Below are 22,345 nucleotides of genomic sequence, written 5' to 3' on the forward strand. Positions count from 1 at the left end.
TGTCTCCCCCTTGGTCAGCCGGTGCCGCTGCCGTCGTCGCCGATCAGCAGGCTGGTGGCACTGAGCCAGGTGTGTGGGGGTATTTCCAGATTTGTCGGTGCGGGCTGGTTCTTGAAAACGCGGCCGGCGAGATCGAAGATGGAACCGTGGCAGGGGCACAGAAAACCGCCCGGCCAGTCCTCGCCGAGACCGCTGCTGGCGCCTGGGCGGATGCGTTCGGTGGGCGAGCACCCGAGGTGGGTGCAGATGCCGATCACCACGAGGTATTCGGGATTGATCGCGCGGGCGCGGTTGACGGTGTAGTCAGGTTGCAGCGAAGCGCTCGAGGCCGGGTCGGCGAGGCGGTCTTCGTGGCCTTCTAGGGCGGCGAGCATCTCGGCCGTGCGGCGCAGCACCCACACCGGCTTGCCGCGCCACTCGATGGTCATCATCTCGCCGGGTTGCAACTTGCCGACATCCGCTTCCACAGGGGCGCCGGCAGCGCGTGCGCGCGCGGAAGGGGTAAGGCTGGCGACGAACGGCACGGCGGTAGCCGCGGCGGCAACGACGCCGGCTCCGGAGGTGGCGAGCAGCAGGCGGCGGCGTTCGCAGGCATGGTCGGACATGGCACCATCCTCCAGGGAGAATTCAAAAAAAAACGGGCATCGGCGATGCCCGCCCTGAAAAATGAAGCGGGAGTCTGGAGGGAGGAGATACCGGTAACGGTTGCTGTGGGGTTGGGGGGAACGTCGAGGTGACGTTACAGCAACCGCAGGGCTTTGCGACTCCCGCTTCTGACACAGGTGTACTCAAGGAGCGTGCCAGCTTTCTCCGGATGTCCGGTTGTTTCCGCAAGACGCTGAAACAAAAGAACTAATACGGAAGGTTGAGACCTTGGCGGATTGTCGCTGCTCTGCCGTTGCTGCCAGAGGAGGCAGGGCGGTGGCAGAAAAACTGGCGGTCCATGGCAGTGCTTGCTGCGTGCATGGCCCTTGCCCGGTTCATTCAGCCAATGCCGAACTGCTTCAGCTTGCGGTACAGGGTGCGTTCGCTGAGGCCGAGGCGGGTGGCGAGATCGCGCCGGCTGCCGCGGTGGGTGCGCACGGCGTGGAGGAAGCTGTCGCGCTCGATGTCCTGCCAGTTGCCGGTGGTGGCAGGTGCCGGCAGGGTCGCCGCGGGGGGCGGGACGTGGAGTTCTTCGGCGAGGTGCTCGGGGCCGATCTCGTCGCCGTCGCACATCAGGCTGGCGCGTTCGAGGACGTTGCGCAGTTCGCGCACGTTGCCCGGAAAGGCATAGGCCATCAATACCCGCATCGCGGCGGCGGAGATGCGCAGCTTGCGTGTCGGGGCGACGCGGCCGAGCAGGGAGTCAACCAGCAGGGGGATGTCGCTCGGACGCTCGCGCAGGGCCGGGACGGTGATCGGGAAGGTGTTGATGCGGTAGTAGAGATCCTGGCGGAAGGTGCCGCGCGCGATCATCTCCTGCAGCGGGCGGTGGGTGGCCGAGACGAGGCGGATGTCGGCACGGCGCAGTTCCGTGGAGCCGACCCGGCGGTAGGTGCCGGTTTCCAGCAGGCGCAGCAGCTTGACCTGCATGCCGAGGGGGATGTCGCCGAGTTCGTCGAGGAACAGGGTGCCACCGCTGGCCGCCTCGATGAGGCCGGGCTTGCGTGCGCTGGCGCCGGTGAAGGCGCCGCGCTCGTGGCCGAAGACTTCGCTTTCGAAGAGCGTCTCCGGCAGTCCCGAGCAGTCCACGGCGACGAAAGGATGTTCGGCGCGCAGGCTGGCCTCGTGGATGGCGTTGGCGACCAGTTCCTTGCCGGTGCCCGATTCACCCTGCAGCAGGATGCTGGCGTCGGAGGGGGCGGCGCGGGCGACCAGTTCGAGCATGCGCTGAAAGGCCGGGGCGCGACCGACCAGTCCACGATTGTCGGAGATGCCGCGGGCGACGTTGAGCGGCTCCATCTTTTCGATGAACCAGGCCACCTCGCCGCTCGCGTCGCGGATCGGCGAGAGTTCGATGTTCACGTATTCCTCACCGCGCGGGGTGTGGTGCAGGTGGAGCACGCGCTCGCGCTGGCCGGACTTCAGGCTGCGCGCCAGCGGGCAGGATTCGCCGGCCTGGTCGCAGGGCAGGTTGTAGTGGTGAGAGACCTCGTAGCAGGTGCGTCCGACGACGCTGCGCCCGGTTGCACAGGTGCTGCGGTAGGCGTGGTTGGCGGCGATGATGCGGTAGTGGCGGTCGCACAGGATGTGCGGCTCGGCGAGGGTCTCGAGAAAGGAGACGAGCTCCGGCAGGGGGCGGGTGTCGGTGGACATGGCTGTCGCCTCTGGCAGTCGATGGCAGTGGTGCTGCCACATTCTGTCGCCGTGGCAGTGCGGCAGTCAAACCTTATTACCGTTTCGCCTCTGAAACATGCAGTAATACATGGGTTTGGCAGTGCCGTGGGGAACTGGCACGGCAATTGAATAGGGGGTGTGGCACGGCTGGCATGCACTGGTGATTCAGCGTCGAGCATGGCCGTGCGTCACAAGCATCAACCCCGGAGCCAACAATGAGTCCGACGGACCACAGACTGCTGCGCGAAATCGTGGTGGTCATCCTCATCAAGCTGGTGCTGCTCACCGGCCTGTGGTGGGCCTTCATCCGTGACCACAAGGTCAGCGTGGATGGGCATGCCATGGCCGCGCACGCCTCGGCGGGTGAGGCCGGGGGCACCCCCATCCCTGACGGAGAGATCGATGGTCACAGAAGAACTCGTTGACCTGTCGCGGCTGCAGTTCGCAGCCACCGCGATGTACCACTTCCTGTTTGTTCCACTCACCCTCGGCATGGTCTGGCTGCTGGTGATCATGGAGAGCGCCTACGTGATGACCGGCAAGGTCGTCTACAAGGACATGACCCGCTTCTGGGGCAAGCTGTTCGGCATCAACTTTGCCCTCGGCGTCACCACCGGCATCACCCTGGAGTTCCAGTTCGGTACCAACTGGGCCTATTACTCGCACTACGTCGGCGACATCTTCGGGGCACCGCTGGCGATCGAGGGGCTGATGGCGTTCTTCCTCGAATCGACCTTCATCGGCCTGTTCTTCTTCGGCTGGGACCGCCTGTCGCGCAAGCAGCATCTGATGGTGACCATCCTGATGGCGGTGGGTACCAATCTCTCTGCGCTGTGGATTCTCGTCGCCAACGGCTGGATGCAGCATCCGGTGGGGGCGGAGTTCAGCTACGAGACCATGCGCATGGAGCTGGTGGACTTCTGGGCGGTGCTGTTCAATCCCGACGCGCAGGCCAAGTTCGTCCATACGGTATCGGCGGGCTATGTCACCGGCGCGATGTTCGTGCTGTCGATCTCCGCCTGGTATCTGCTCAAGGGACGTGACCTGGAGTTCGCGCGGCGCTCCTTCTCCATTGCCGCGGCCTTCGGCTTTGCGTCGGTGTGCTCGGTGATCGTGCTCGGCGACGAGTCCGGCTACGTCGTCAGCGAGGCCCAGCAGACCAAGCTCGCGGCGATGGAGGCGATGTGGGAGACCGAACCGGCGCCGGCGAGCTTCAACGTCATTGCCATCCCCAACGAGGCGCAGATGAAGAACGACTACGCCCTGCACATACCATGGGTGATGGGCATCATCGGCACGCGCTCGTTTGACCAGGAAATGCCCGGCATCCGCGACATCGTGGTGCGCAACCGCGAGCGCGTCGAGGTCGGGGTAGAGGCCGTGCGCCTGCTCGAAGCGCTGCGTGCGGACCCGGGCAATGCCGATCTGCGCGAGCGCTTCGAGCGCGTCAAGGATGACCTCGGCTTCGGTCTGCTGCTGAAGAAGTACGTCTCGTCGATGGACGAGGTAACCCCCGAGCTGATGGATCGCGCCGCGCGCGACACCATCCCCAAGGTGGCGCCGCTGTTCTGGAGCTTCCGCATCATGGTGGCGCTCGGCTTTGCCATGCTGGTGCTCTTCGGCCTGGCGCTGTGGCATTCGGTGAAGGGTGATTTCGCCGAACGGCGTGGCCTGCTGCGCTGGGCGCTGTGGTTCCTGCCGATGCCGTGGATCGCTTCCGAACTGGGCTGGTTCGTCGCCGAGTACGGTCGCCAGCCGTGGACCATCTACGGCGTGCTGCCCACCCACCTGTCGGTGTCCACGCTGAGCGTGGAGAGCCTCTACGGTTCGCTTGCTGGTTTCGTCGGCTTCTACACCCTTCTGCTGGTGGTGGAGATGTACCTGATGGTGCGCTTCGCGCGGCAGGGGCCGGGCAGTCTCGGTACCGGGCGCTATCTCAATGAAGTCGGTCACGGCAACGGCGGGCACGCCGGCGCCAAGGCCTGAGGGGAACGCAGATCATGATCATCGATTATCCAACGCTGAAAATCATCTGGTGGCTGCTGGTTGGCGTACTGCTGGTCGGCTTCGCCATCATGGACGGTCACGACATGGGGGTGGGCTCGCTGCTGCCCTTCGTCGGCAAGGGCGATGTTGAGCGCCGCATCGTCATCAACACCGTCGGCCCGCACTGGGACGGCAATCAGGTGTGGTTCATCACCGGTGGCGGCGCCATCTTCGCCGCCTGGCCGATCGTCTATGCCACCGCTTTCTCCGGCTTCTACTGGGCCATGCTGGCGGTGCTGTGGGCGCTCTTCTTCCGCCCGGTCGGTTTTGACTATCGCAGCAAGATCCACAATGCCACCTGGCGCAGCACCTGGGACTGGGGGCTGTTCGTGGGCGGATTCGTGCCGCCGGTGATCTTCGGCGTGGCCTTCGGCAACCTGCTGCAGGGGGTGCCCTTCCACTTCGACGACACTCTGGTGCCTTACTACACCGGCTCCTTCTGGGGACTGCTGAATCCCTTCGCGCTGCTGTGCGGGGTGGTGTCGAGTGCGATGATCATCTTCCACGGCGCGATCTACCTGATGCACCGCACCGAGGGCGAGGTGTACCAGCGCAGCCGCATGGCGATGATGCTTGCCGGCATGGTGCTGCTCGTCACCTTCACCGCGGCCGGCCTGTGGGTGCAGTACATCCCCGGCTATGCCTATGCCAGCGTGGTCGATTTCGCGGCGCTGCCCAATCCGCTTGGCAAGGAAGTGGTGCGCGAGGCCGGGGCGTGGATGGCCAACTACCGCAGCATGCCGCTCACCCTGCTGGTGCCGGCGCTGGCCTATCTCGGCGCGATCGCTGCGCTGCTGCTGGCCATGCGCGGGCGGACGCTGACTGCCTTCGTCGCTTCGTCGCTGGCCATCGTCGGCATCATCGGTACCGCCGGCGTGTCGATGTTCCCCTTCGTGATGCCGTCCTCCACCGTTCCCAATGCCAGCCTCACGGTGTGGGACGCGGTGTCCAGCCATCTCACCCTGACCATCATGTTCTGGGCGACGATGATTTTCATGCCGATCATCGTTGTCTATACCAGCTGGGCCTACAAGGTCATGTCCGGCAAGGTCACCGCGGCCTACATCCGCGAGAACGAACACGCCGCCTACTGAGGGAGAACGAACGATGTGGTATTTCGCCTGGGTTCTGGGTGTGGGGTTTGCCGTGCTGCTGGCCATCCTCAACGCCCTGTGGATAGACAACGAAGAAGCCCGAGCCGCGCTGGCCGGTCGCGGTGAGGGCGGAGGGCCGGGCGATGGGCAGCCGGGCGCTTGAGCGCACCGCGCCGCAGACGCGCAGCAATCCGCTGACCCTGCTGGTGGCGCTGGTGATTACCTTTGGTGTCACCGTCTATCCGCAGGCGCTGGCCGCAGCCGACGGCAGCGCCGACCACGGCGCGGCGATGCTGATGTTCTGGGCAATGAGCGCCGGCTATGTCAGTGGTGTTGGCTATCGACCGGTGTATTGGCCGTTCCGTCTGCTGTTCTCGGCCACCGCCTGCGTTCTCGCGGTGGCCCTTGCGGGGTGGCGGCTGGGTATCCCGCAGGGGTAACGGCGATGTATTTCCGCGTCCTTGAAGACACTGCGAGCACCGCGCTGGGCTACCTCGTCGGCGATCTGCTCGCCCAGCAGGCAGTGGTCATTGATCCGCCCGCCGGGCAGGGGGCGCTGGTGCGTGCCCTGCTCGACGAGCGCGGTCTGGCACTGCGCTTCGTCGCCCGTACCCACATCCACCAGGACGCCACGGTGGCGGCCGAATGCGCCGAACTGGCCCGCCTGACCGCGGCCGAATGGGTGGCCGGCGGCGGTCGCCACTGTGCCGGCGAGGCGCGCATGCTGGCCCATGGGGAGATCCTGGTGTTTGGCAACGAGGTCCTGCGCGTGCTTGCCACGCCGGGCCATACACCTTCCTGTGTGAGCTACCTGTGGCGTGACCGCTTGTTCTGTGGCGATGTCTTTGACGTCGGCGGCTGTGCGGTGGGCAACAGCGAGTCCGACCCTGCACGTCTGTACGACAGCCTCACCCAGCGCATCTTTCCGCTGCCCGGCGAGACGCTGATCTTCCCCGGCCACCGTATCAAGGGGCGGACGGTATCGACTGTGGCCGAGGAGCGCTGGCGCCACGCGCAGTTGGCAGCGCGTTCGCGCGAGTCCTTTGTCACCGAGATGGCTTTCAGACGCCTGGTGCGGCCGCGCTTCGATGCCGCGTTGGGACGGGACGGACTGTATCGCGGCGACGCCGGCTGACACCGTCCGTTATTGAATCCGCACCCCGCAGGGCGTAGCCTGAGCGGGGTGAAAGGCGTTGACTGCGTGAAATAATCAACATATAAGCCTATTATGATATGATCAGCCGCGTAAGTGATTTGTCCAAAAGGGTAGGCGCCACCGTTGCGCATGCGCCCTGACCACAGCCAGGAGGAGGCGAGCATGATCCGTAAGCGAGGAACCCCGGCCCTGCCGGAAGACGTGGGGCAGATCCCCGTAGACCGGCGTAAATTCCTGATGCTGGGCGCCGCAGGCGCCGGTGCGGTGCTGCTGCGTCCGCAAAGTGCGCACGCTGCCGCGAAGGTCAAGACTTCGGCACGCATCGTCGTGGCCGGAGCCGGGGCCGCCGGTCTGGCGGCCGCGTCGCGTCTGGCCGAGCAGCTTGACGGTGCCAGGATCATCGTCATCGACGCGCGCAAGGAACACCTCTACCAGCCCGGCTTCACGCTCGTCGCCGCGGGCATCAAGCCCTCGTCCTACGTGGTCAGCACCACCCGGGAATATCTTCCCGCAGGTGTCGAACTGGTCGAGGAGCGGGTCGCCGAGTTCGATCCTGAAGGCAACCGCGTCGTTACCGAAAGCGGCAAGGCCTTCGACTACGATTACCTGGTCGTCGCCACCGGCCTGATCCTTGACTACGATTCCATCCCCGGCATGGATGTCGCCCAGATCGGCAAGAACGGCATGGGCAGCATCTACCACAGCCCGGCTGCTGCGGCGGCGACCTGGGAGGCGCTGTCGAACTTCGCCGACCGCGGCGGGGTTGGCGTGTTCAGCCGTCCGGCGACCGAAATGAAGTGTGCCGGCGCGCCGCTCAAGTACACCTTCATATCCGACGACCATCTGCGCCGCCGCGGTAACCGCGGCAAGGCGGAGATCATCTACAACGCCCACAACAAGGCGCTGTTCAGCGTGCCCATCGTCCATGAGAAGGTGCGCATGCTGTTCCAGGAGCGTGGCGTCAAGGTCAATTACGACCGTGTGCTGCAAGAGATCGACCTCGGCCGGCGCGTTGCCACCTTCCGCACGCCCGACGGTCCGGTCGAACAGCCCTACGACTTCATCAACGTCATTCCGCCGATGCGCGCGCCGCAAGCCGTGCGCAACAGCCCGCTGCCGTGGCAGGAAGGCCCCTGGGCCGCCGATGGCTGGATGGACGTCGATCGCAGCACGATGCGACACAAGCGTTACCCCAACGTCTTCGGCGTCGGCGACATCGCCGGGGTGCCGAAAGGCAAGACCGCGGCGAGCGTGAAGTGGCAGGTGCCGGTGGCCGTCGATCATCTGGTCGCCAGCATCGAAGGCAAGACCTCGGATTCGGTGTACAACGGCTACACCTCCTGCCCGCTGATCACCCGCCTGGGCCGCGCCATGCTGATCGAGTTCGACTATCAGGACAATCTCACCCCGTCCTTCCCCGGTATCGTCGCCCCGCTCGAAGAGCTGTGGGTGAGCTGGGTGATGAAGACCATGGCCCTGAAACCGACCTACCTGGCCATGCTGCGTGGCCGTGCCTGACCGGAGAACGACATGAAAGAACTCGATCCGTGGATCTTCCTCGCGGTCTTCCAGGAAATGCTGGGGCCCTTGCTGTGGGTGCTGATTCTTGCCGCCGTGCTCGGTATCGCGGCTTTTGTCGCGGTGCTGCTCAAGGAGCGCAAGATCGTCAGCCGCCGTCTGGTGCGTGCCGAACTCGTTGGTCTGGTCGGTGGCGCACTGGCGCTGGTGCTGATGGCCAAGGTGTCGTCGTCCGGCTTCACCGATGCCGGTGGTCCGGCCGACTGGTTCCTGATCGCGCTGGTGTTCGGTGTCGGCCTGGCCGTTACCACCATCCTGATCTATGCCGTGGCGGGCTGGAAGGCACTGCTCTCGGGCAGCAACTGACGCACGCTCAATGCGCGGGCGGCAGGCCGCAGCGGCCTGTCGCCCGCGTCGCCGTTTACGGTGCCGGGCTGTGATCCTCGCGTAACGCGTCGGCCCAGCAGTTGGGGGTTTCGTACAGGCGTACGCGCTCCAGGCGCAGCTGGTTGCCGTAGCTGTCGCGGTAGAGAGGGTCGAGAATGCGGAAGGCGAGGCGGGCGAGGTTCTCCGCCGTCGGCACGACGTCGAGTACGACGGTCTTGTGGTCCGGGATGCGGGCGAGCAGATCGACCACCACGGTGTCACCGCGATAGACCAGGAAAGCGTGATCCCACACATCCACCACATGCCGGCTGGCGATGGCCTTGACGTCGGCAAAATCCATCACCATGCCGTTGACCGCTTCTCCGGCGGCGTCGATGATGTCGCCCGAGAGCGTCACCTCCAGCGCGTAGCGGTGGCCATGCAGATGGCGGCACTGGCTGGCGTGGTCGGGAATCCGGTGTCCGGCATCGAATTCCAGGCGGCGGGTGATGCGCATGATCAATCTCGGCGTCAAAGGGCGCGGATTATATCACCGCGGCCGTTCGCGCCGAAGCTGTTTTTCCTTCCCCGACAATGACTTCCGCCTCTCCTCTGCTGCGCGTGGATGACCATGACCGCGACTTTGCGGGCATGCGCTACGTCTATCCGGTGCTGTCGCGCCGTGCCGGGGGGGTCTCGGTGGGGATCAACCTCAATCCCAACAATGCCTGCAACTGGCATTGCGCCTACTGTCAGGTGCCCGACCTTGTCCGTGGCGCCGCCCCGCGCATCGACATCGCCGCGCTGGAGGCCGAACTGGACGGTTTTCTCACCGCCCTGGTGAGTGGCGACTACCTCGTCCGCCACGTGCCGGAAGGTCTGCGCACGGTGCGCGACATCGCCTTTTCGGGCAATGGCGAGCCGACCAGCGCTGCGGGGCTGGGCGAGATCATCGACTGCGTGCACCGCCTGCGGGTGCGTCACGGGCTTGCCGCCGTGCCCTTGCGGCTGATCACCAACGGCAGCCTGCTCGGCCGTGCGGGCGTGCGGGATGCAATTACCCGCTTCGGCGAAATCGGCGGTGAAGTGTGGTTCAAGGTCGATGGCGGGCGCAGTGAGGATTTCGCCCGCGTCAATGGCGTGCGCCTGCAGCCCCAGCGGGTGATGCGCAATCTTGCCGAATGTGCGCGGCGCTGTCCGACCTGGGTGCAGACCTGTTTCTTCCGCTGGGACGGCGAGGCCCCGGACCAGACCTTTGTGGATGCCTACCTGGCGCTCCTGGAAGGGGCTGGCATCGGGTTGTTGCGCGGCGTATTGCTGTACGGCGTGGCACGGCCGTCGATGCAGCCGGAAGCTTCGCGCATCAGCGCGCTGAGCGGCGCGGAACTGGAAGCGGTGGCCGCGCAGATCAGAAAAAAAGGGCTGACCGTAACGGTCAGCCCTTGAGCCGGAAGCGGGCCGCGCAGGGCGGCCCGGGATTCAGGCGCGGTCCTTGCGCTTGGCGCGCGCTTCCTTCTTCAGGGTCTTGAACAGGTCGGGATTGCTGGCCTTGAGGAACTCGGCCACTTCCACGTCTTCCTTGCGGACCTTGTTGATGTCGATCTGCTCGACATGCACCAGGCGGAGGAGGGCCTGGACCGGGCGCGGGATGTTGCGACCGCTTTCGTAACGGGAGCCGCCGCTCTGGGTGACGCCGATCTTGGACCAGAACTGGGACTGGTTCATGCCGAGCTTGCGGCGGATTTCGCGAACATCGAGTTTGTCAGTGCTCTTCATTGCATCTTCCTGTCGAGTTGGGTCAGGCGTGGCAGACAGCAACGACTGACGTTGGTGGGGTCCTACAACTTAAGTGGTAGGATACACGTAGTATAGAACAAGATGCCCGAAACATACAAGAAGGATAAGCGGGTAATTGTGGTTAACCGCAACAGTTATTTTTCGTTCATTGCCTTCATGGAGTGCGGGCGACTGCCAAAGTTACCCGGCTTTCGCTAGAATTGCGTCTTTTATCCACAGGCACTTGGATACGACGATGGCACTGATAGTTCAGAAGTACGGCGGTACCTCGGTAGGCAGCCCGGAGCGCATCAGGAACGTTGCCCGCAAAGTGGCGAAATTCCGTGCCGAAGGCCACCAGGTGGTCGTCGTGGTGTCGGCCATGAGCGGCGAGACCAACCGCCTCATCGCCCTCACCAAGGAAGTGGCCGCCAACCCCGATCCGCGCGAACTCGACGTGGTGGTGTCGACCGGCGAGCAGGTCACCATCGGCCTGCTGTGCATGGCCCTGCAGGACATTGGCGAGAAGGCCAAGAGCTACACTGGCGGCCAGGTGCGCATCCTCACCGATTCGGCGCACACCAAGGCGCGCATCCTCAACATCGACGAAGCGCCCATCCGTCGCGACCTCGACGAGGGCAACGTGGTGGTGGTGGCCGGTTTCCAGGGGGTCGATGAGCACGGCAACATCACCACCCTGGGCCGCGGCGGCTCCGATACCACCGGGGTGGCGCTGGCTGCGGCGCTGAAGGCCGACGAATGCCAGATCTATACCGACGTCGATGGCGTCTACACCACCGACCCGCGCATCGTCCCCGAAGCGCGCAAGCTCGACACCATCACCTTCGAGGAGATGCTCGAACTGGCCAGTCTCGGCTCCAAGGTGCTGCAGATCCGCTCGGTCGAGTTCGCCGGCAAGTACAAGGTCAAGCTCCGCGTCCTGTCCAGTTTCGAGGAAGGCGGCGCGGGCACGCTCATCACTGTTGAGGAAGACAAGCACATGGAACAACCCGTCATCTCCGGCATCGCCTTTGCCCGCGATGAAGCCAAGCTCACCGTCGTCGGCGCGCCCGACAGGCCCGGCATCGCCTACCAGATCCTCGGCCCGATCGCCGATGCCAACATCGATGTGGACATGATCATCCAGAACATCGGCCATGACGGTACGACCGATTTCTCCTTCACCGTGGCCCGCGGCGACCTCGCCAAGGCGCAGAAGGTGCTCGACGGGGTCAAGGCGCACATTGGCGCCAAGGCCATCGAGAGCGACAGCACGATGTGCAAGGTTTCCATCGTCGGCGTGGGCATGCGCTCGCACCCGGGCGTGGCCTCGCTGATGTTCCGCACCCTGGCCGAGGAAGGCATCAACATCCAGATGATCTCGACCTCGGAGATCAAGATATCGGTGGCCATCGAGGACAAGTACCTCGAACTCGCCGTGCGTGCACTGCACAAGGCCTTCGGCCTCGAAGCCGCAGCCTGACAGCGTTTGACCGGCAGGCGCGAAGTCGCTATGATCGCGCCTTCCTGACGGAGACGTGGCCGAGAGGTCGAAGGCACTCCCCTGCTAAGGGAGCAGACGGGCAAAACCTGTCTCAAGGGTTCGAATCCCTTCGTCTCCGCCAATCCTGCTAAAGAGCCATGAATAGCAAGTCAAAACAACGACTTGGTATTTATGGCTTTTTGCTTATATACCGCACTCAGTTACCACTGTCCGTCGCGGTGGCTTGTTGAGGTTCTCCCTCGGGTGGTAGTGCTGGTGAATCCTGTCTTGTCCGCTGTGGTTTCGCTTCTTCGCGTTGAGCCTTGTTCGGCCATCCTGGTCGTGCTCTACCACCGCCTGCAGGCGGGTGGAGAGGGTGAGGGAAAGGTGAGCGGGACATGAGCGCTCGCGCGCCTTCGCCGGGTGGGCGATAATCCGTCCTACAGGGGCCAGATGCGCGGCAGCGGGAGGGGGAGCGGGTGAAGGGCAGCAAGGTGCGGCGCGTGACCGTGGTCATCATCGAGGACAACTCCGTGGTGCGCATGACCCTGCGGGCGATGTTGCGCCATGCCGGGCTGGAAGTGGTCGGCGAGGCTCCGAGTGCGGAACAGGGACTGGAACTGGTCCGCCGCCATCAGCCTGAAGTGGTGTGCATCGACGTGGTGCTGCCGGGCATGGACGGGATTGCTGCGCTGGGTGTGCTGCGCGGAGAGTTTCCCGCCCTTACCGCGGTGGCGGTTACCGGGCAATCCGACCGCGACACCGTTACCCGCCTGATCAGCCAGGGTGCCGACGGCGTGGTGGTGAAGCCCTTCAGTGCTGCCCGCCTGATCGAGGAGATCGGTCGTGCGCGCGGGCTGCGCGCGGGCCGTCGGGCTGCTGAAGGGGAGGTCAAGTGATCCTGTTGAGGTGGCGTGCCGGGGGGGCGGATGACGGTCGTGCCGGCATGGCCCGTCCATTGCGGGAGGTGGCATGATGAGTGAGGACAGGTCCGCGTCAGGCGCGGGACAGCGCGCGCAGGAAGGGGCCGCCCTGGCCCGCATCGACGAAGCCTGCATTGCCGAACTGCGCGATGCGCTGGCGGAGGATCTCGATGAGATCGTCGGCCATTTTCTTTACCAGCTCGATGGCCAGCTTGCCGCCATGGATGCTGCGTTGGGTGCAGCCGATGCCGCCGCCGTGGCGGCCGAGGCGCATGCGCTCAAGGGCAGCGCCGGCAATCTCGGCGCCGCCGGGCTGGCGGCCCTTGCCGCAGCGCTGGAGCACAGCGGCAAGGCCGGCGACCTCGGGGCTGCCGGCGCTCAGTTCGCCCAGTTGCAGGCCTGCGCGGCGCAGACCGTTGGGGCGTATAACGCGCTGGGCTTTCGCGCCGCCGCGGCCTGAACGCGCTCAGTTGCCCTTGCCGGGGCGCACGAAGGTGGTGATGAGGCGTTCGATATCGGCCGGCGACATCGGTTTGCCGATCAGGTAGCCCTGGATCTCGTTGACACCGAGGGCTTCGATGAAGTCGCACTGACGCAGGGTCTCGATGCCTTCGGCGATGGTGCTGATCCCTATGGTCTGGGCGATGACGGTGATCGCCCGCACGATGGCGCGGTCGGCACGCGATTCGGTGACGTTGCGGACGAAGGCGCGATCGACCTTGATGGTGTCGAGCGGAAAGCGCAACAGGTATTCGAGCGAAGAATAGCCGATGCCGAAGTCGTCGATGGCGATCTTGTAGCCCATGCCGCGCAGGCGCGCGAGCAGTTCGATGGCGCGGCTGGGGTCCTGCATGGCCAGGCTTTCGGTAATTTCGAGTTCGATGTGTTTGGGGGCCACGCCCCATTTGCGGGTGGCGGTGATGATGCTGTCGAACAGGCCGGTATCGTGGAACTGTCGCGGCGAGAGATTGATGCCGACGCGCAAGGGTGTGCCGGCGAGTTCCCAGTGACGCGCCTGACTGCAGGCTTCGTCGAGCACCCAGGCGCCAACGGCGTCGATCATGCCGGATTCTTCGAGGATGGGGATGAACTCCACCGGCGAAACGATGCCGCGCTCCGGATGGCGCCAGCGCAGCAGGGCTTCGACGCCCACCACGCGGCCCAGGCGCAGGTCCATCTGCGGCTGATAGACGAGATGGAACTCCTTCTGCTGCAGGGCGCGGCGCAGGTCGCGTTCGACGCTCAGGGTGTCGTTGCGCATCTGCGCGGTGATCTCGCCGCAATGAACGAGGCGGCGCCCCTGGGCACGGGCGATGCGTTGCGCCTCCTGGGCCAGGGTGAGCAGTTGTTCGGCCTCCGCGCTGTGTTCCGGGAAGCGCGCCACGCCCGCACTGAAGCCGAGGAAGGTCTCCTGGTCAAGGACGCGGAAGGGGTGGTCGAGGCCGTCGAGGATATGTTCCAAGTGGGGGTCGAGGGCTTCCGGGTCGCTGCCGTGCAGCAGTGCGGCGAACTCGTCGCCGCCGACGCGCGCCACCAGCCCATCGACCGCCAGCATGCGCAGACGCTGGGCGACCTGGGCGAGGAGAGCGTCGCCGCCGGCCTCGCCGAGGGCGTCGTTGTGGCGGTGGAAGCGGCTCAGATCTATCCAGGCCACCAGCAGGCAGCCGCTGCCTTCGGTACGGAACTTCTCCAGATGCTGGCGGATGGCCTGGCTGAACAGGCGGCGGTTGGCCAGACCGGTGAGTTCGTCATGGAGCGCGAGGTAGTCCACCAGGGCTTCCGTGCGGCGGTTCTCGGTGACGTTCTGGATGGCGCCGTAAAAGGTGTGGAGGTCGCGCCCCTCGACGCCGCGCTCGCCGATCAGGCGCACCACGCGCTCGCCGTTGCAGCCGCTCAGGCGCAGTTCGAGGTCCACCCGCAGGTTGCTCGCCGCAGCGCTCTGGAAGGCCTTGCGGGTGCGCTCGCGGTCGTCGCTCTGGACGAGCTTGAGAAAGCCCTCCAGGGTGGCGATGCTGTGCAGCGGACAGCCGAGCATCTCGGCAACCTCCGCCGACCAGGCAAAGTCGTCCGCTTCCGGTTGCCAGTTCCAGAAGCCGAGCTGGGCGATGCGCTGCGCGGCGGCTTCGCGCAGGCGGTTGTGGCGTACCTCGCGCATCAGTTGCCCGCTGCGGATGGCGTAGCGGATGCGCTGGGTGAGCAGCGGCCAGCTGAAGGGCTTGGTGATGAAGTCGGTGGCGCCGGCTTCGAAGGCGCGTTCGATGGACTGGATGTCCTCGGCGCCGGTGAGCATGATGATCGGAGTGCCCTCGTCGCGGTCGAGTTCGCGGATGCGCCGGCTGGCCTCGAAGCCGTCCATCACCGGCATCTGCACGTCCATCAGCACGACATCGGGGCGTTCGCGCTCGAACACCGCGACGCCTTCTGCGCCGTCGGCGGCCTCGAGCACGGTGAAGCCCTGCTTGCCGAGCACGCCGCGGATCAACATGCGCGAGGACTTCACGTCATCGACCACCAGCAGCTTGCGCCGGGCCTCGGTAGCGGATGAGTGTTCAGTTACCGCGGGGCTTTCACTCAAGGCTTGCTCCTATATCCAAGGACGTATTGCCATGGCGCCATTATGGCTTCTTCGGGAGCTGATTGGTGCCCGCCGGTTGCGCCGCAGCGAGCATTTCGACACGGTTGCGGCCACCTTCCTTGGCGCTGTAGAGGGCCTCATCGGCGCGTTCGATGACCGCCGCCATGCTGCGGTCGCCGGCCCGCAGGGTGGTCAGGCCGATGCTCATGGTGACGGCAATGCTGAGGCCCTCGAAATCGGTCGGCGAGTTGGCCAGGGCAAGACGCAGGCGCTCGGCCAGGCGCCAGCCTTCGTCGGCCGAAGTGCTTGGCAGCAGGATGACGAACTCCTCGCCACCGTAGCGTCCGGCCAGATCGAGGGCACGCAGGTTGTGGCGCAGCAGGTCGGCGAGGTGCAGCAGCACGGCGTCGCCGGCGCTGTGGCCGTGCTTGTCGTTGATGTCCTTGAAGTGATCGAGGTCGATCATCAGCAGCGTCGATTCGCCATGGTTGTAGCGTTGCACGCGGGCGAGCTCATGCTCGGCCTCGAGCATGAAGCGGCGCCGGTTGGCCAGCCCGGTGAGCGGGTCGGTGGTGGCCTGGTGCACCAGTTCATCCTCGCGCGCCTTGCGTTCGGTGATGTCGGTGAAGAGATTCACCGAGCCGATGTGCACGCCATCCTCGATCAGCGGCCGGCAGCTCAGCTCGGCCGGGAAGAGGCGCTTGTCGCGCCCGACGAACCACTCGATGCCGCGGAAGCTCTCCAGCTGGCGTGTGGCGTTGAAGGCCGGGCATTGCGCCAGCGGCATGTGGTCGGAGAGGGCGTGGTTGTGGATCAGGTCGTGAATGATCTCGCCGCGCAACTCTTCCGCGGTGTAGCCGAGCATGCGGCTGGCGGCACCGTTGATGTAGGTGGCGCGGCCTTCGGCATCGAGCACGTAGAGGCCCTGGTCCATGTGCTCGGTGATGGCCTGCAGGCGTGAGCGCTGCAGGCGCAGTTCGCGGCGCTGCTGCAGCAGGCGCTGGGCGGCGAAGGCGCAAAGCAGGATGAGCAGGCTGCCGATGGCCAGTTCGCCGCGCATGCTGGCGCGTGCGGCAAGCAGCTGCGGGGCCTGGGTATGGGCAACGATGAAACCGGCACGCTCGCCGGCGATGTCGCGGATGGCGTGGAGGCTGACGAGATAGCCCTGGCCGTCGATGATCAGAGGCAGGGCAAGGTGGCTGCCGGCGCTGATAGCGGCGTGCACGGCGTGGTGCCGGCTCAGTTGCTCCATCAGCGCGCTGGCGTTTGCGGTGTCTGCCAAGCGACCGCTGAGGCGCGAGACGTCAGGATGCTCGATGAGCAGTTCGGGGTGCAGGGGCGAAGGCGAAAACAGGTTGCGGTGCTCGGCGAAGACCAGATCGACGGTGACCGCGCGACTGAGCATCAGGGCGATCTCGCTGCCCGGCAGCAGGCGGTCGAGCTCGCGGTGGATCTCCTCGAAGGGCAGTGAGAACTCGACGCTGCCGTAGTGCCGGCGGTCGACGACGATGGGGAAGATGTAGCGGAAGCCGGGCAGCACGCGGCCGCCTTCGAAGCCGCTTACCGCACGCAGGCGCTCGTTGGCCATGCGTACCGCCGGACGCACATCGGCGATGGAGTCGCCGGCACGCTCGGGGCGGTGAAAGCGCAGCAGGCTTTCGCTGCGCGAGGTGTGGAAGTGCAATTGGCGCAGGCCCTGGGCCCGCAGCTTGCGATACACCGGCAGCAACTGGCGGTAGAGGCGTCCGCGCACCACCGGCAGGGCGTTGGCATCGACTTCGTTGGCCTGGCGCAGCAGGTCGAGCACCGCCGGGGTGGTGACATAGGCTTCGTAATGGGCTTCGGCGTTGAGGCGGTGCAGGTTCACCGCCGCGGCATAGGCTACGCTGAGGTTGCTGGCGTACTGCTCGGCCATCATGCGCGTCTCGCGCCGGTGGTTGTGGTCGAGAAAGGACCACAGCAGGGCGATGCCGGCCAGCGCGAGCAGCGGCACCACCGCGGCGCGCAGCAAGTGGGTGCGCAGGCCGGCGGGGCGCATCAGGGGCGCACCTCGGGCGGGGCGTCGGCGATCAGGTGGCGGATGTGCTCGTAGCCGGCATCGCTGGCCGGCCGTGCGCCGTGGCGGTAGGTGGGGCCCCAGTGCCGGCGGTCGGTTGCCGAGGCGGCGCTGAGTACCTCGCGCAGCACGCTGAGCAGCGCGGCATCGACGCGTTCGCTGTTCGCCACCAGGGCGAAGCCCGGCACGGGCGCGCTCAATGCGTCGATGCGCAGGCCGAGGTGGGCGTATTCGTGGGCGATCGATTCGCGCATGCCGCCGGCGGCAAACTCGCCGGCGATCACCGCCAGGGCCACGCTGTCGTGGCCGCCGACGTACTCCGCGCGGGTAGCGGCGAGGCCGAAGCCGGCATCGCGGCGCAGCAGCGCATCGGTGAGCAGCGGGCCACAGGTCGACAGGGGCTGGGTCAGGGCGATGCGCTGGCGGCGCAGGGTGGACAGGGCGATGTTGTCACCGGCAAAGCTGACCAGCGCGCAGCGGTAATGCGGCTGGCCGTCGACCTCCAGCCAGTGCACCAGGGGCTCGGCCGCGGCGAAACGTTCGCGCAGCATGACGTAGGGCAGGGGGCCGAGCACGGCCAGATCGATGTCGCCGCGGATGAAGCCGGCCATCAGTTGCTGGTGGTCGGCGGGCTGGACGATGACCAGCGCACGCCCGGTGCGCTGCTCCAGCCAGCGCAGCAGGGGCAGGGTCTCACGCAGCAGGGTTTCGCCGTCGCGCACCGGCAGCGGCGCAAAACGCAGTGGTTCGGCGCTGGCTAGTTGTGTCGCGAGGATGAGCAGCAGAGCGGCCAGTACTTTCATCGCCAGGTACTCAGGGCGCAGGGTCGCCCGCAGGATCACCGCGCCAGTCTAGCATCGCGCATATTCCCTATGAAGTAGGACGGTGGATTCCCGCTGTCATTGCTCCCCGGAATGGGGAGTGCTTCCGGCGCCCGGGTGGGGCAGGGTGAAGCGCACTTCGCAGCCCTGACCCTCGCCGGCCGAGTGCAGGGCGATGTGGCCACCGAAATGCTCGACGATACGCCGGCAGACGGCAAGCCCGACGCCGTCGCCCTGGTAGTGGCCGCGTCCGTGCAGGCGCTGGAATATCCTGAACAGCCGTGCCGCCTGCTCGGCGGAGTCGATGCCGATGCCGTTGTCGCGCACGCTGAAGCACCATTGCGTGTCTTCGCTGGCGGCACTGACGACGATGTGCGGTGCCTGGCCACGCGGCTGGTACTTGATGGCGTTGTCGAGCAGGTTCTGGAACAGGCGCACCAGTTCGGCCTCGCCGGCAAGGACGATGGGCCATTCGCCGGCGATGTCGACCTGCGCGCCGCTGGCATCGAGCAGGGGGCGCAGATAGCGCAAGGCTTCGTCCACTGCGGCGCGGCTGCTGACCGCTACGTGAGGGCCGGACTGGCGGCCGACGCGCGAGTATTCGAGCAGGCCGACCAGCATCTGGTCCATGCGCTGTGCGCCCTCGCGGATGTAGCGCATGCTCTCGCGGTGCTCGTCGCCCAGCGTGTCGTGGAGGTCTTCCTCGATCATCTGCAGATTGCTGTGCATCATGCGCAGGGGCTGGCGCAGATCGTGCGAGACGACGTAGGCGAACTGTTCGAGGTCGGCGTTGGAGCGTGCGAGGTTGCGGCTCTGCTCGAGCAGGCTGGCGCGCAGCGACTTCTCTGCACTGCGTGCGCGGTCGGCGGCGAGGACCTTGCCGGCAGCCCCGAGCAGGGGGCTGAGGAAATCCGCCAGTGCGCTGTCGTAACCGCCTGGGCGGTTGGCCAGGCCCAGCATGGCGATGATCTCGCCGTGGTCGACGATGGGCAGGCCGATGAAGGCGTGCAGGGGCGGATGGCCGGGGGGCAGGCCGCCGGCGCGTGGATCGTTGGCGGGATCATTGGCGATCACCGTCTGACGGCCGGTGAGTACGGCGCCGAAGAGCGTGTCGAGACGTTCGAAGATGAAGCCATCGGCGGCCTTGGCGTCATAGAGCGCGCGGGTCTCCGCGCTCCAGGCGATGTTGGTGAGGGCGTAGGTGCGCAGGTAAGGGGTGCCATCATCCCTGTGCAGGACTTCGCCGATGAATCCGAAGGCCGAGTCGGTGAGCTGCAGGCAGTCGTCGAGCAAACCGGCGAAGCGTTTGCGCATGTCGCGTGCGCTGATGAAACCCGATTGCAGGCTGGCGATTGCGCGCAGCATGTGTTCGGCGCGCTTGACCGTGGAGATGTCGGCGAAGGACGCCATTGCGCCGATGGCCCGACCCTGCCCGTCGAGCAGGGGGTCGGCATTGACCTGCAGCCAGCGGCGGCGGCCGTCGAGGGCGGTTACACCCATCAGCGTACCGCGCTGGGGGCGGCACAGACGCAGGGCGGCAAGCGCGGGATGGTCTTCGATCGCAAAGGGCGTGCCGTCCTCGTGGATGGCGTTCCAGTGCGGATCCTGCGTGCTGCGGTGGACCAGCGTGCTGCCCATGCGGCCGAGGATGCTCTCGGCTGCGGGGTTGGCGTCCACGATGCGTCCGCCACTGTCGATGACCACCACTCCTTCGGCGAGGGTATCGAGCAGGCCAGCGTAATCGATGGCGGCCGGCAAGTGCTCAGGCAAGCTTGTGTTCACGGTCATCTTCGATGAATTCCTCGCGATTGCGCCCGTGCTGCTTGGCCCGGTAAAGGGCCGCATCGGCCCGCGACATGCAGGCTTCGGGCTGCGGGTCGGCTGCGGTCAGGGTGGTGACGCCGATGCTGACCCTGATCCCGACTGTCTCATCCTCGGCCGCCAGCGGCTGTTGCGCAAGCTGTTCCCTGATGCGGCGGGCAACGGTCATCGCGGCCTGGGCGTCGGTGCCTGGGAGCAGTACGGCGAACTCCTCGCCGCCGAGGCGGGCGGGCAGGTCGCATTCACGCAGGCAACTGCGCAGGATGGTGCTGAAGTGGCAGAGCGCGCGATCGCCGAACTGGTGTCCCCAGCGGTCGTTGATGCGCTTGAAGTGGTCGAGGTCGAGCATCATCAGGGCCGACGGTGCCTGCCAGTGGCGGCGGATGCGCGCCAGTTCGTGGGCCAGGCGCTGCACGAAGACGCGGCGGTTGCTCAGCGTGGTGAGCGCGTCGGTGGTGGCCAGGCGCAGCAGGTCGGCCTCCATGCGCTTGCTCTCGCCGATGTCCTGCATGATGCCCACTGCGCGCAGCGGCCGGCCGCAGCCGTCGCGTTGCAGGACCTTGCCCGCGGCCAGGGTCCATACCCAGCCGCCGCCAAGGTGGCGCAGGCGGTGGGTGAAGCGGAACCCCGGGCTGAGGCCGCGGAAATGGCTGTTGAGGGCATTCAGCGCCGCGCCGAGGTCTTCGGGGTGGGCTCGGGTGAGCCAGCCCTGGGCGTCCACCGCGAGTACGCCGGCGCTTTCCCCGAGCATTGCCGCCCAGCGGGTGTCCACCGTGATCTGCCGGCGGGTGATGTCCCAGTCCCACATGCCCAGCTCGGCGCCGGCGAGCGCCAGGGCCATGCGCTCCTCGGATTCGGCAAGGCGCTCTTCGAGCTGGCTGCGGGCGATGGCATGGCGCATCGCCCGCACCAGGTCGGCGGCGACGAGGCGGCTCTTGAACAGGTAGTCCTGGGCGCCGGCGGCGAGGGCCTCAAGGGCAAAGTCGGAATCGTCGTTGCCGGTGAGGACGACGATGGGGGTGCGGCCGACCAGCGCACGCATGCGCTCGATGCTGTGCAGCCCGGAGGCGTCGGGCAGGCCGAGGTCGAGCAGCACCAGATCGGGGAGACGGTCGCCGAGCTGGGCGGAGACCCCGCCCAGGGTTTCGCTGCGGACAAGTTCGAACTCCCCCTGCCAGGCCTTGCGCAGGGCGATGGCAACCAGTTCCGCGTCGGCGGCTTCGTCGTCGACCAGCAGTATTCGTGTGTTACGTGGCGGGGTCGCCGGCGGCCGCGCCCGCGGGGGCAGTTCGGCCTGTTGCAGGTATTGCCTTACCAGTGCCAGCAGGGCGGAAGAGAACAGGCGCAGGTCGGCCTGCTTGGTCAGGTAACCGCGGGCGCCGCCGGCGCTGGCGCGGTCCATGTCGAGTTCGGCGGACGAGGTGCTGAGGACGACTACCGGGATCTGCCCGCAGCCCTCCTCGCGGGCGAGCGCAGCGAGGAATTCGTGACCGTCCATGCGTGGCATGTTGAGGTCGAGGAGGATCAGGTCCGGCAATGCCGCAGAGGCGTTGCGGCGGCGGCGCAGTGCGTCGAGGGCCTCGATGCCGTCGCTGCAGTGCGCTACCGTGGCGGCGAACTGCGCGTCACGGAGGATCTTGCGGACCAGGAAGGCGTCGGCCTGCTCGTCATCGACGAGCAGGATGTCCAGATTCGTGCTCGCCGCCTTCATCTGCCCTCCTTCTCCTCCTTGCTGTCTGCCCTGCGGCGGCTGGCGCTCTCAAGCAGGCGGCGGGCATGGGTGCTGATCGCAACGCGATGGCGGCGGGCGTCCAGGCGCAGGCGCTCGAAGGCTTCTCGCTCGTCCAGGGCATGGCGCTGCATGAGCACGCCAATGGCCATGCTGGTGCAGCGGTCGCTCTGCAGGGCGTGCTCGATCTGGCGCTGGTTTTCGCGCAACTGGCGGATGTCTTCGCCGCGCGCGAGGGCTCCGCGTATCACCGGGACGATCTGTCCGACCTCGATCGGCTTGAGCAGGTAGGACAGCGCGCCACAGTGGATGGCGGCCTGCACGACGGTGTCGTCGGCGTTGCCGGAGAGCATGATGAAGGGCGTGCTGGCGTTGCTCCGCAGCCACTCGGCGAACTTGATGCCGCTCATGCCTGGCAGGCTGACGTCGAGGATGGCGAGGTCAAAGGGCGCCTGCCCGCCGACCGCATCCATTGCGGACAGGGCGTCCTCGGCCTCCCAGACCTCGAAGCCTGCCCTAACCATGCCGCGGGCGAGCGTGCGGCGGATGACGAATTCGTCCTCGACCAGCAGGATGCGAGCCGCTGCGGGAGAGGCGGGTACTGAAGCAGTGGAAGCGGTCATCGATATCGTCAGCTCCTTCCGAGAGCGCGGTGGTTGATC

The 22,345-nt window shown here is 66.3% G+C and carries 22 protein-coding genes and 1 tRNA gene; 13 read left to right on the forward strand and 10 right to left on the reverse strand.

Annotated features, from left to right (window positions below; all coding sequences use genetic code 11):
- Positions 1–14: 14 nt before the first annotated feature.
- Both petA and C8261_RS06285 read right to left on the reverse strand, forming a co-directional pair.
- Positions 15–605 (reverse strand): ubiquinol-cytochrome c reductase iron-sulfur subunit, encoded by a 591-nt coding sequence (petA, locus tag C8261_RS06280; RefSeq protein WP_107492808.1) that lies wholly within the window; start codon positions 603–605, stop codon positions 15–17.
- A gap of 379 nt (positions 606–984) precedes the next feature.
- Positions 985–2,298 (reverse strand): sigma-54 interaction domain-containing protein, encoded by a 1,314-nt coding sequence (locus C8261_RS06285; protein WP_107492809.1) that lies wholly within the window; start codon positions 2,296–2,298, stop codon positions 985–987.
- Between the two features lie 236 nt (positions 2,299–2,534).
- Between C8261_RS06285 and cydP the strand changes: the two genes are divergently transcribed.
- The 8 genes from cydP to C8261_RS06325 all read left to right on the forward strand — a co-directional run bounded on the left by cydP (position 2,535) and on the right by C8261_RS06325 (position 8,499).
- Positions 2,535–2,744 (forward strand): cytochrome oxidase putative small subunit CydP, encoded by a 210-nt coding sequence (gene cydP / locus C8261_RS06290; RefSeq protein ID WP_107492810.1) that lies wholly within the window; start codon positions 2,535–2,537, stop codon positions 2,742–2,744.
- A complete protein-coding gene (locus C8261_RS06295) occupies positions 2,722–4,305 on the forward strand; it encodes a cytochrome ubiquinol oxidase subunit I (RefSeq protein WP_107492811.1) in 1,584 nt (527 codons plus the stop codon). Before cydP ends, C8261_RS06295 begins: the two co-directional genes overlap by 23 nt.
- Positions 4,306–4,319: 14 nt before the next feature.
- The gene (cydB, locus tag C8261_RS06300) at positions 4,320–5,459 is read left to right on the forward strand and encodes a cytochrome d ubiquinol oxidase subunit II (protein ID WP_107492812.1); all 1,140 of its coding nucleotides are present in this window, start codon (positions 4,320–4,322) and stop codon (positions 5,457–5,459) included.
- A gap of 13 nt (positions 5,460–5,472) precedes the next feature.
- Positions 5,473–5,622, forward strand: a complete 150-nt coding sequence (cydX, locus tag C8261_RS17845; protein ID WP_107492813.1) for a cytochrome bd-I oxidase subunit CydX — start codon at positions 5,473–5,475, stop codon at positions 5,620–5,622.
- Positions 5,603–5,899, forward strand: a complete 297-nt coding sequence (locus C8261_RS06310; protein ID WP_107492814.1) for a cyd operon YbgE family protein — start codon at positions 5,603–5,605, stop codon at positions 5,897–5,899. Before cydX ends, C8261_RS06310 begins: the two co-directional genes overlap by 20 nt.
- 5 nt (positions 5,900–5,904) lie before the next feature.
- A complete protein-coding gene (locus C8261_RS06315) occupies positions 5,905–6,594 on the forward strand; it encodes an MBL fold metallo-hydrolase (protein ID WP_107492815.1) in 690 nt (229 codons plus the stop codon).
- A gap of 183 nt (positions 6,595–6,777) precedes the next feature.
- Complete coding sequence (locus C8261_RS06320; protein WP_107492816.1) at positions 6,778–8,133, forward strand: NAD(P)/FAD-dependent oxidoreductase; 1,356 nt, start codon at positions 6,778–6,780, stop codon at positions 8,131–8,133.
- Between the two features lie 12 nt (positions 8,134–8,145).
- The gene (locus tag C8261_RS06325; protein WP_107492817.1) at positions 8,146–8,499 is read left to right on the forward strand and encodes a DUF5368 domain-containing protein; all 354 of its coding nucleotides are present in this window, start codon (positions 8,146–8,148) and stop codon (positions 8,497–8,499) included.
- A 55-nt stretch (positions 8,500–8,554) separates the two neighbouring features.
- Here the strand turns inward: C8261_RS06325 and queD are convergent, their stop codons facing one another.
- Entirely contained in the window at positions 8,555–9,016 is a 462-nt protein-coding gene (queD, locus tag C8261_RS06330) for a 6-carboxytetrahydropterin synthase QueD (RefSeq protein ID WP_107492818.1), read from the reverse strand.
- A gap of 77 nt (positions 9,017–9,093) precedes the next feature.
- Here queD and C8261_RS06335 point away from each other — a divergent pair, with 77 nt between their 5' ends.
- On the forward strand, positions 9,094–9,945 hold the full coding sequence (locus C8261_RS06335; protein WP_107492819.1) for a radical SAM protein: 852 nt from the start codon (positions 9,094–9,096) through the stop codon (positions 9,943–9,945).
- 33 nt (positions 9,946–9,978) lie between these two features.
- Here C8261_RS06335 and C8261_RS06340 read toward each other — a convergent pair whose 3' ends face one another.
- Positions 9,979–10,275 (reverse strand): helix-turn-helix domain-containing protein, encoded by a 297-nt coding sequence (locus C8261_RS06340; RefSeq protein ID WP_107492820.1) that lies wholly within the window; start codon positions 10,273–10,275, stop codon positions 9,979–9,981.
- A 256-nt stretch (positions 10,276–10,531) separates the two neighbouring features.
- Between C8261_RS06340 and C8261_RS06345 the strand changes: the two genes are divergently transcribed.
- From C8261_RS06345 to C8261_RS06360, 4 genes are all read left to right on the forward strand, one after another.
- Positions 10,532–11,758: an aspartate kinase gene (locus C8261_RS06345; RefSeq protein ID WP_107492821.1), complete on the forward strand. Its 1,227-nt coding sequence runs from the start codon at positions 10,532–10,534 to the stop codon at positions 11,756–11,758.
- A 49-nt stretch (positions 11,759–11,807) separates the two neighbouring features.
- Positions 11,808–11,900 (forward strand) — tRNA-Ser (locus C8261_RS06350).
- A 337-nt stretch (positions 11,901–12,237) separates the two neighbouring features.
- Complete coding sequence (locus C8261_RS06355; protein ID WP_235864854.1) at positions 12,238–12,657, forward strand: response regulator; 420 nt, start codon at positions 12,238–12,240, stop codon at positions 12,655–12,657.
- 76 nt (positions 12,658–12,733) lie between these two features.
- On the forward strand, positions 12,734–13,141 hold the full coding sequence (locus tag C8261_RS06360) for an Hpt domain-containing protein (protein ID WP_181358863.1): 408 nt from the start codon (positions 12,734–12,736) through the stop codon (positions 13,139–13,141).
- Between the two features lie 6 nt (positions 13,142–13,147).
- On the opposite strand, the gene C8261_RS06365 is transcribed toward C8261_RS06360, so the two are convergent.
- The 6 genes from C8261_RS06365 to C8261_RS06390 are packed head-to-tail and all read right to left on the reverse strand — an operon-like array spanning position 13,148 to position 22,306.
- Positions 13,148–15,256 carry a putative bifunctional diguanylate cyclase/phosphodiesterase gene (locus tag C8261_RS06365; protein WP_146161652.1) on the reverse strand — a complete coding sequence of 703 codons (2,109 nt, stop codon included), beginning with the start codon at positions 15,254–15,256 and terminating at the stop codon, positions 13,148–13,150.
- Between the two features lie 40 nt (positions 15,257–15,296).
- Entirely contained in the window at positions 15,297–17,294 is a 1,998-nt protein-coding gene (locus C8261_RS06370; protein WP_107492824.1) for a sensor domain-containing diguanylate cyclase, read from the reverse strand.
- Positions 17,294–18,154 carry a PhnD/SsuA/transferrin family substrate-binding protein gene (locus C8261_RS06375; RefSeq protein WP_181358864.1) on the reverse strand — a complete coding sequence of 287 codons (861 nt, stop codon included), beginning with the start codon at positions 18,152–18,154 and terminating at the stop codon, positions 17,294–17,296. Before C8261_RS06375 ends, C8261_RS06370 begins: the two co-directional genes overlap by 1 nt.
- A 57-nt stretch (positions 18,155–18,211) precedes the next feature.
- Positions 18,212–19,921: an ATP-binding protein gene (locus tag C8261_RS06380; protein WP_181358865.1), complete on the reverse strand. Its 1,710-nt coding sequence runs from the start codon at positions 19,919–19,921 to the stop codon at positions 18,212–18,214.
- Complete coding sequence (locus tag C8261_RS06385; protein ID WP_107492827.1) at positions 19,896–21,665, reverse strand: GGDEF domain-containing response regulator; 1,770 nt, start codon at positions 21,663–21,665, stop codon at positions 19,896–19,898. The genes C8261_RS06380 and C8261_RS06385 overlap by 26 nt, the downstream gene beginning before the upstream one ends.
- Entirely contained in the window at positions 21,662–22,306 is a 645-nt protein-coding gene (locus C8261_RS06390; RefSeq protein ID WP_107492828.1) for an ANTAR domain-containing response regulator, read from the reverse strand. Before C8261_RS06390 ends, C8261_RS06385 begins: the two co-directional genes overlap by 4 nt.
- Positions 22,307–22,345 lie beyond the last annotated feature (39 nt).

The sequence above is a fragment of the Pseudothauera lacus genome (assembly GCF_003034845.1).
Classification (GTDB): domain Bacteria; phylum Pseudomonadota; class Gammaproteobacteria; order Burkholderiales; family Rhodocyclaceae; genus Pseudothauera; species Pseudothauera lacus.

Bases quoted from the DNA above. Each gene is read 5' to 3' on its own strand.
- C8261_RS06315 (WP_107492815.1), top strand. From the start codon at position 5,905: ATGTATTTCCGCGTCCTTGAAGACACTGCGAGCACCGCGCTGGGCTAC.
- C8261_RS06285 (WP_107492809.1), bottom strand. From the start codon at position 2,298: ATGTCCACCGACACCCGCCCCCTGCCGGAGCTCGTCTCCTTTCTCGAG.
- queD (WP_107492818.1), bottom strand. From the start codon at position 9,016: ATGCGCATCACCCGCCGCCTGGAATTCGATGCCGGACACCGGATTCCC.
- cydP (WP_107492810.1), top strand. From the start codon at position 2,535: ATGAGTCCGACGGACCACAGACTGCTGCGCGAAATCGTGGTGGTCATC.
- petA (WP_107492808.1), bottom strand. From the start codon at position 605: ATGTCCGACCATGCCTGCGAACGCCGCCGCCTGCTGCTCGCCACCTCC.
- C8261_RS06380 (WP_181358865.1), bottom strand. From the start codon at position 19,921: ATGACCGTGAACACAAGCTTGCCTGAGCACTTGCCGGCCGCCATCGAT.
- C8261_RS06370 (WP_107492824.1), bottom strand. From the start codon at position 17,294: ATGCGCCCCGCCGGCCTGCGCACCCACTTGCTGCGCGCCGCGGTGGTG.
- C8261_RS06340 (WP_107492820.1), bottom strand. From the start codon at position 10,275: ATGAAGAGCACTGACAAACTCGATGTTCGCGAAATCCGCCGCAAGCTC.
- C8261_RS06390 (WP_107492828.1), bottom strand. From the start codon at position 22,306: ATGACCGCTTCCACTGCTTCAGTACCCGCCTCTCCCGCAGCGGCTCGC.
- cydB (WP_107492812.1), top strand. From the start codon at position 4,320: ATGATCATCGATTATCCAACGCTGAAAATCATCTGGTGGCTGCTGGTT.
- C8261_RS06325 (WP_107492817.1), top strand. From the start codon at position 8,146: ATGAAAGAACTCGATCCGTGGATCTTCCTCGCGGTCTTCCAGGAAATG.
- C8261_RS06320 (WP_107492816.1), top strand. From the start codon at position 6,778: ATGATCCGTAAGCGAGGAACCCCGGCCCTGCCGGAAGACGTGGGGCAG.
- cydX (WP_107492813.1), top strand. From the start codon at position 5,473: ATGTGGTATTTCGCCTGGGTTCTGGGTGTGGGGTTTGCCGTGCTGCTG.
- C8261_RS06385 (WP_107492827.1), bottom strand. From the start codon at position 21,665: ATGAAGGCGGCGAGCACGAATCTGGACATCCTGCTCGTCGATGACGAG.
- C8261_RS06360 (WP_181358863.1), top strand. From the start codon at position 12,734: ATGAGTGAGGACAGGTCCGCGTCAGGCGCGGGACAGCGCGCGCAGGAA.
- C8261_RS06335 (WP_107492819.1), top strand. From the start codon at position 9,094: ATGACTTCCGCCTCTCCTCTGCTGCGCGTGGATGACCATGACCGCGAC.
- C8261_RS06310 (WP_107492814.1), top strand. From the start codon at position 5,603: ATGGGCAGCCGGGCGCTTGAGCGCACCGCGCCGCAGACGCGCAGCAAT.
- C8261_RS06295 (WP_107492811.1), top strand. From the start codon at position 2,722: ATGGTCACAGAAGAACTCGTTGACCTGTCGCGGCTGCAGTTCGCAGCC.
- C8261_RS06345 (WP_107492821.1), top strand. From the start codon at position 10,532: ATGGCACTGATAGTTCAGAAGTACGGCGGTACCTCGGTAGGCAGCCCG.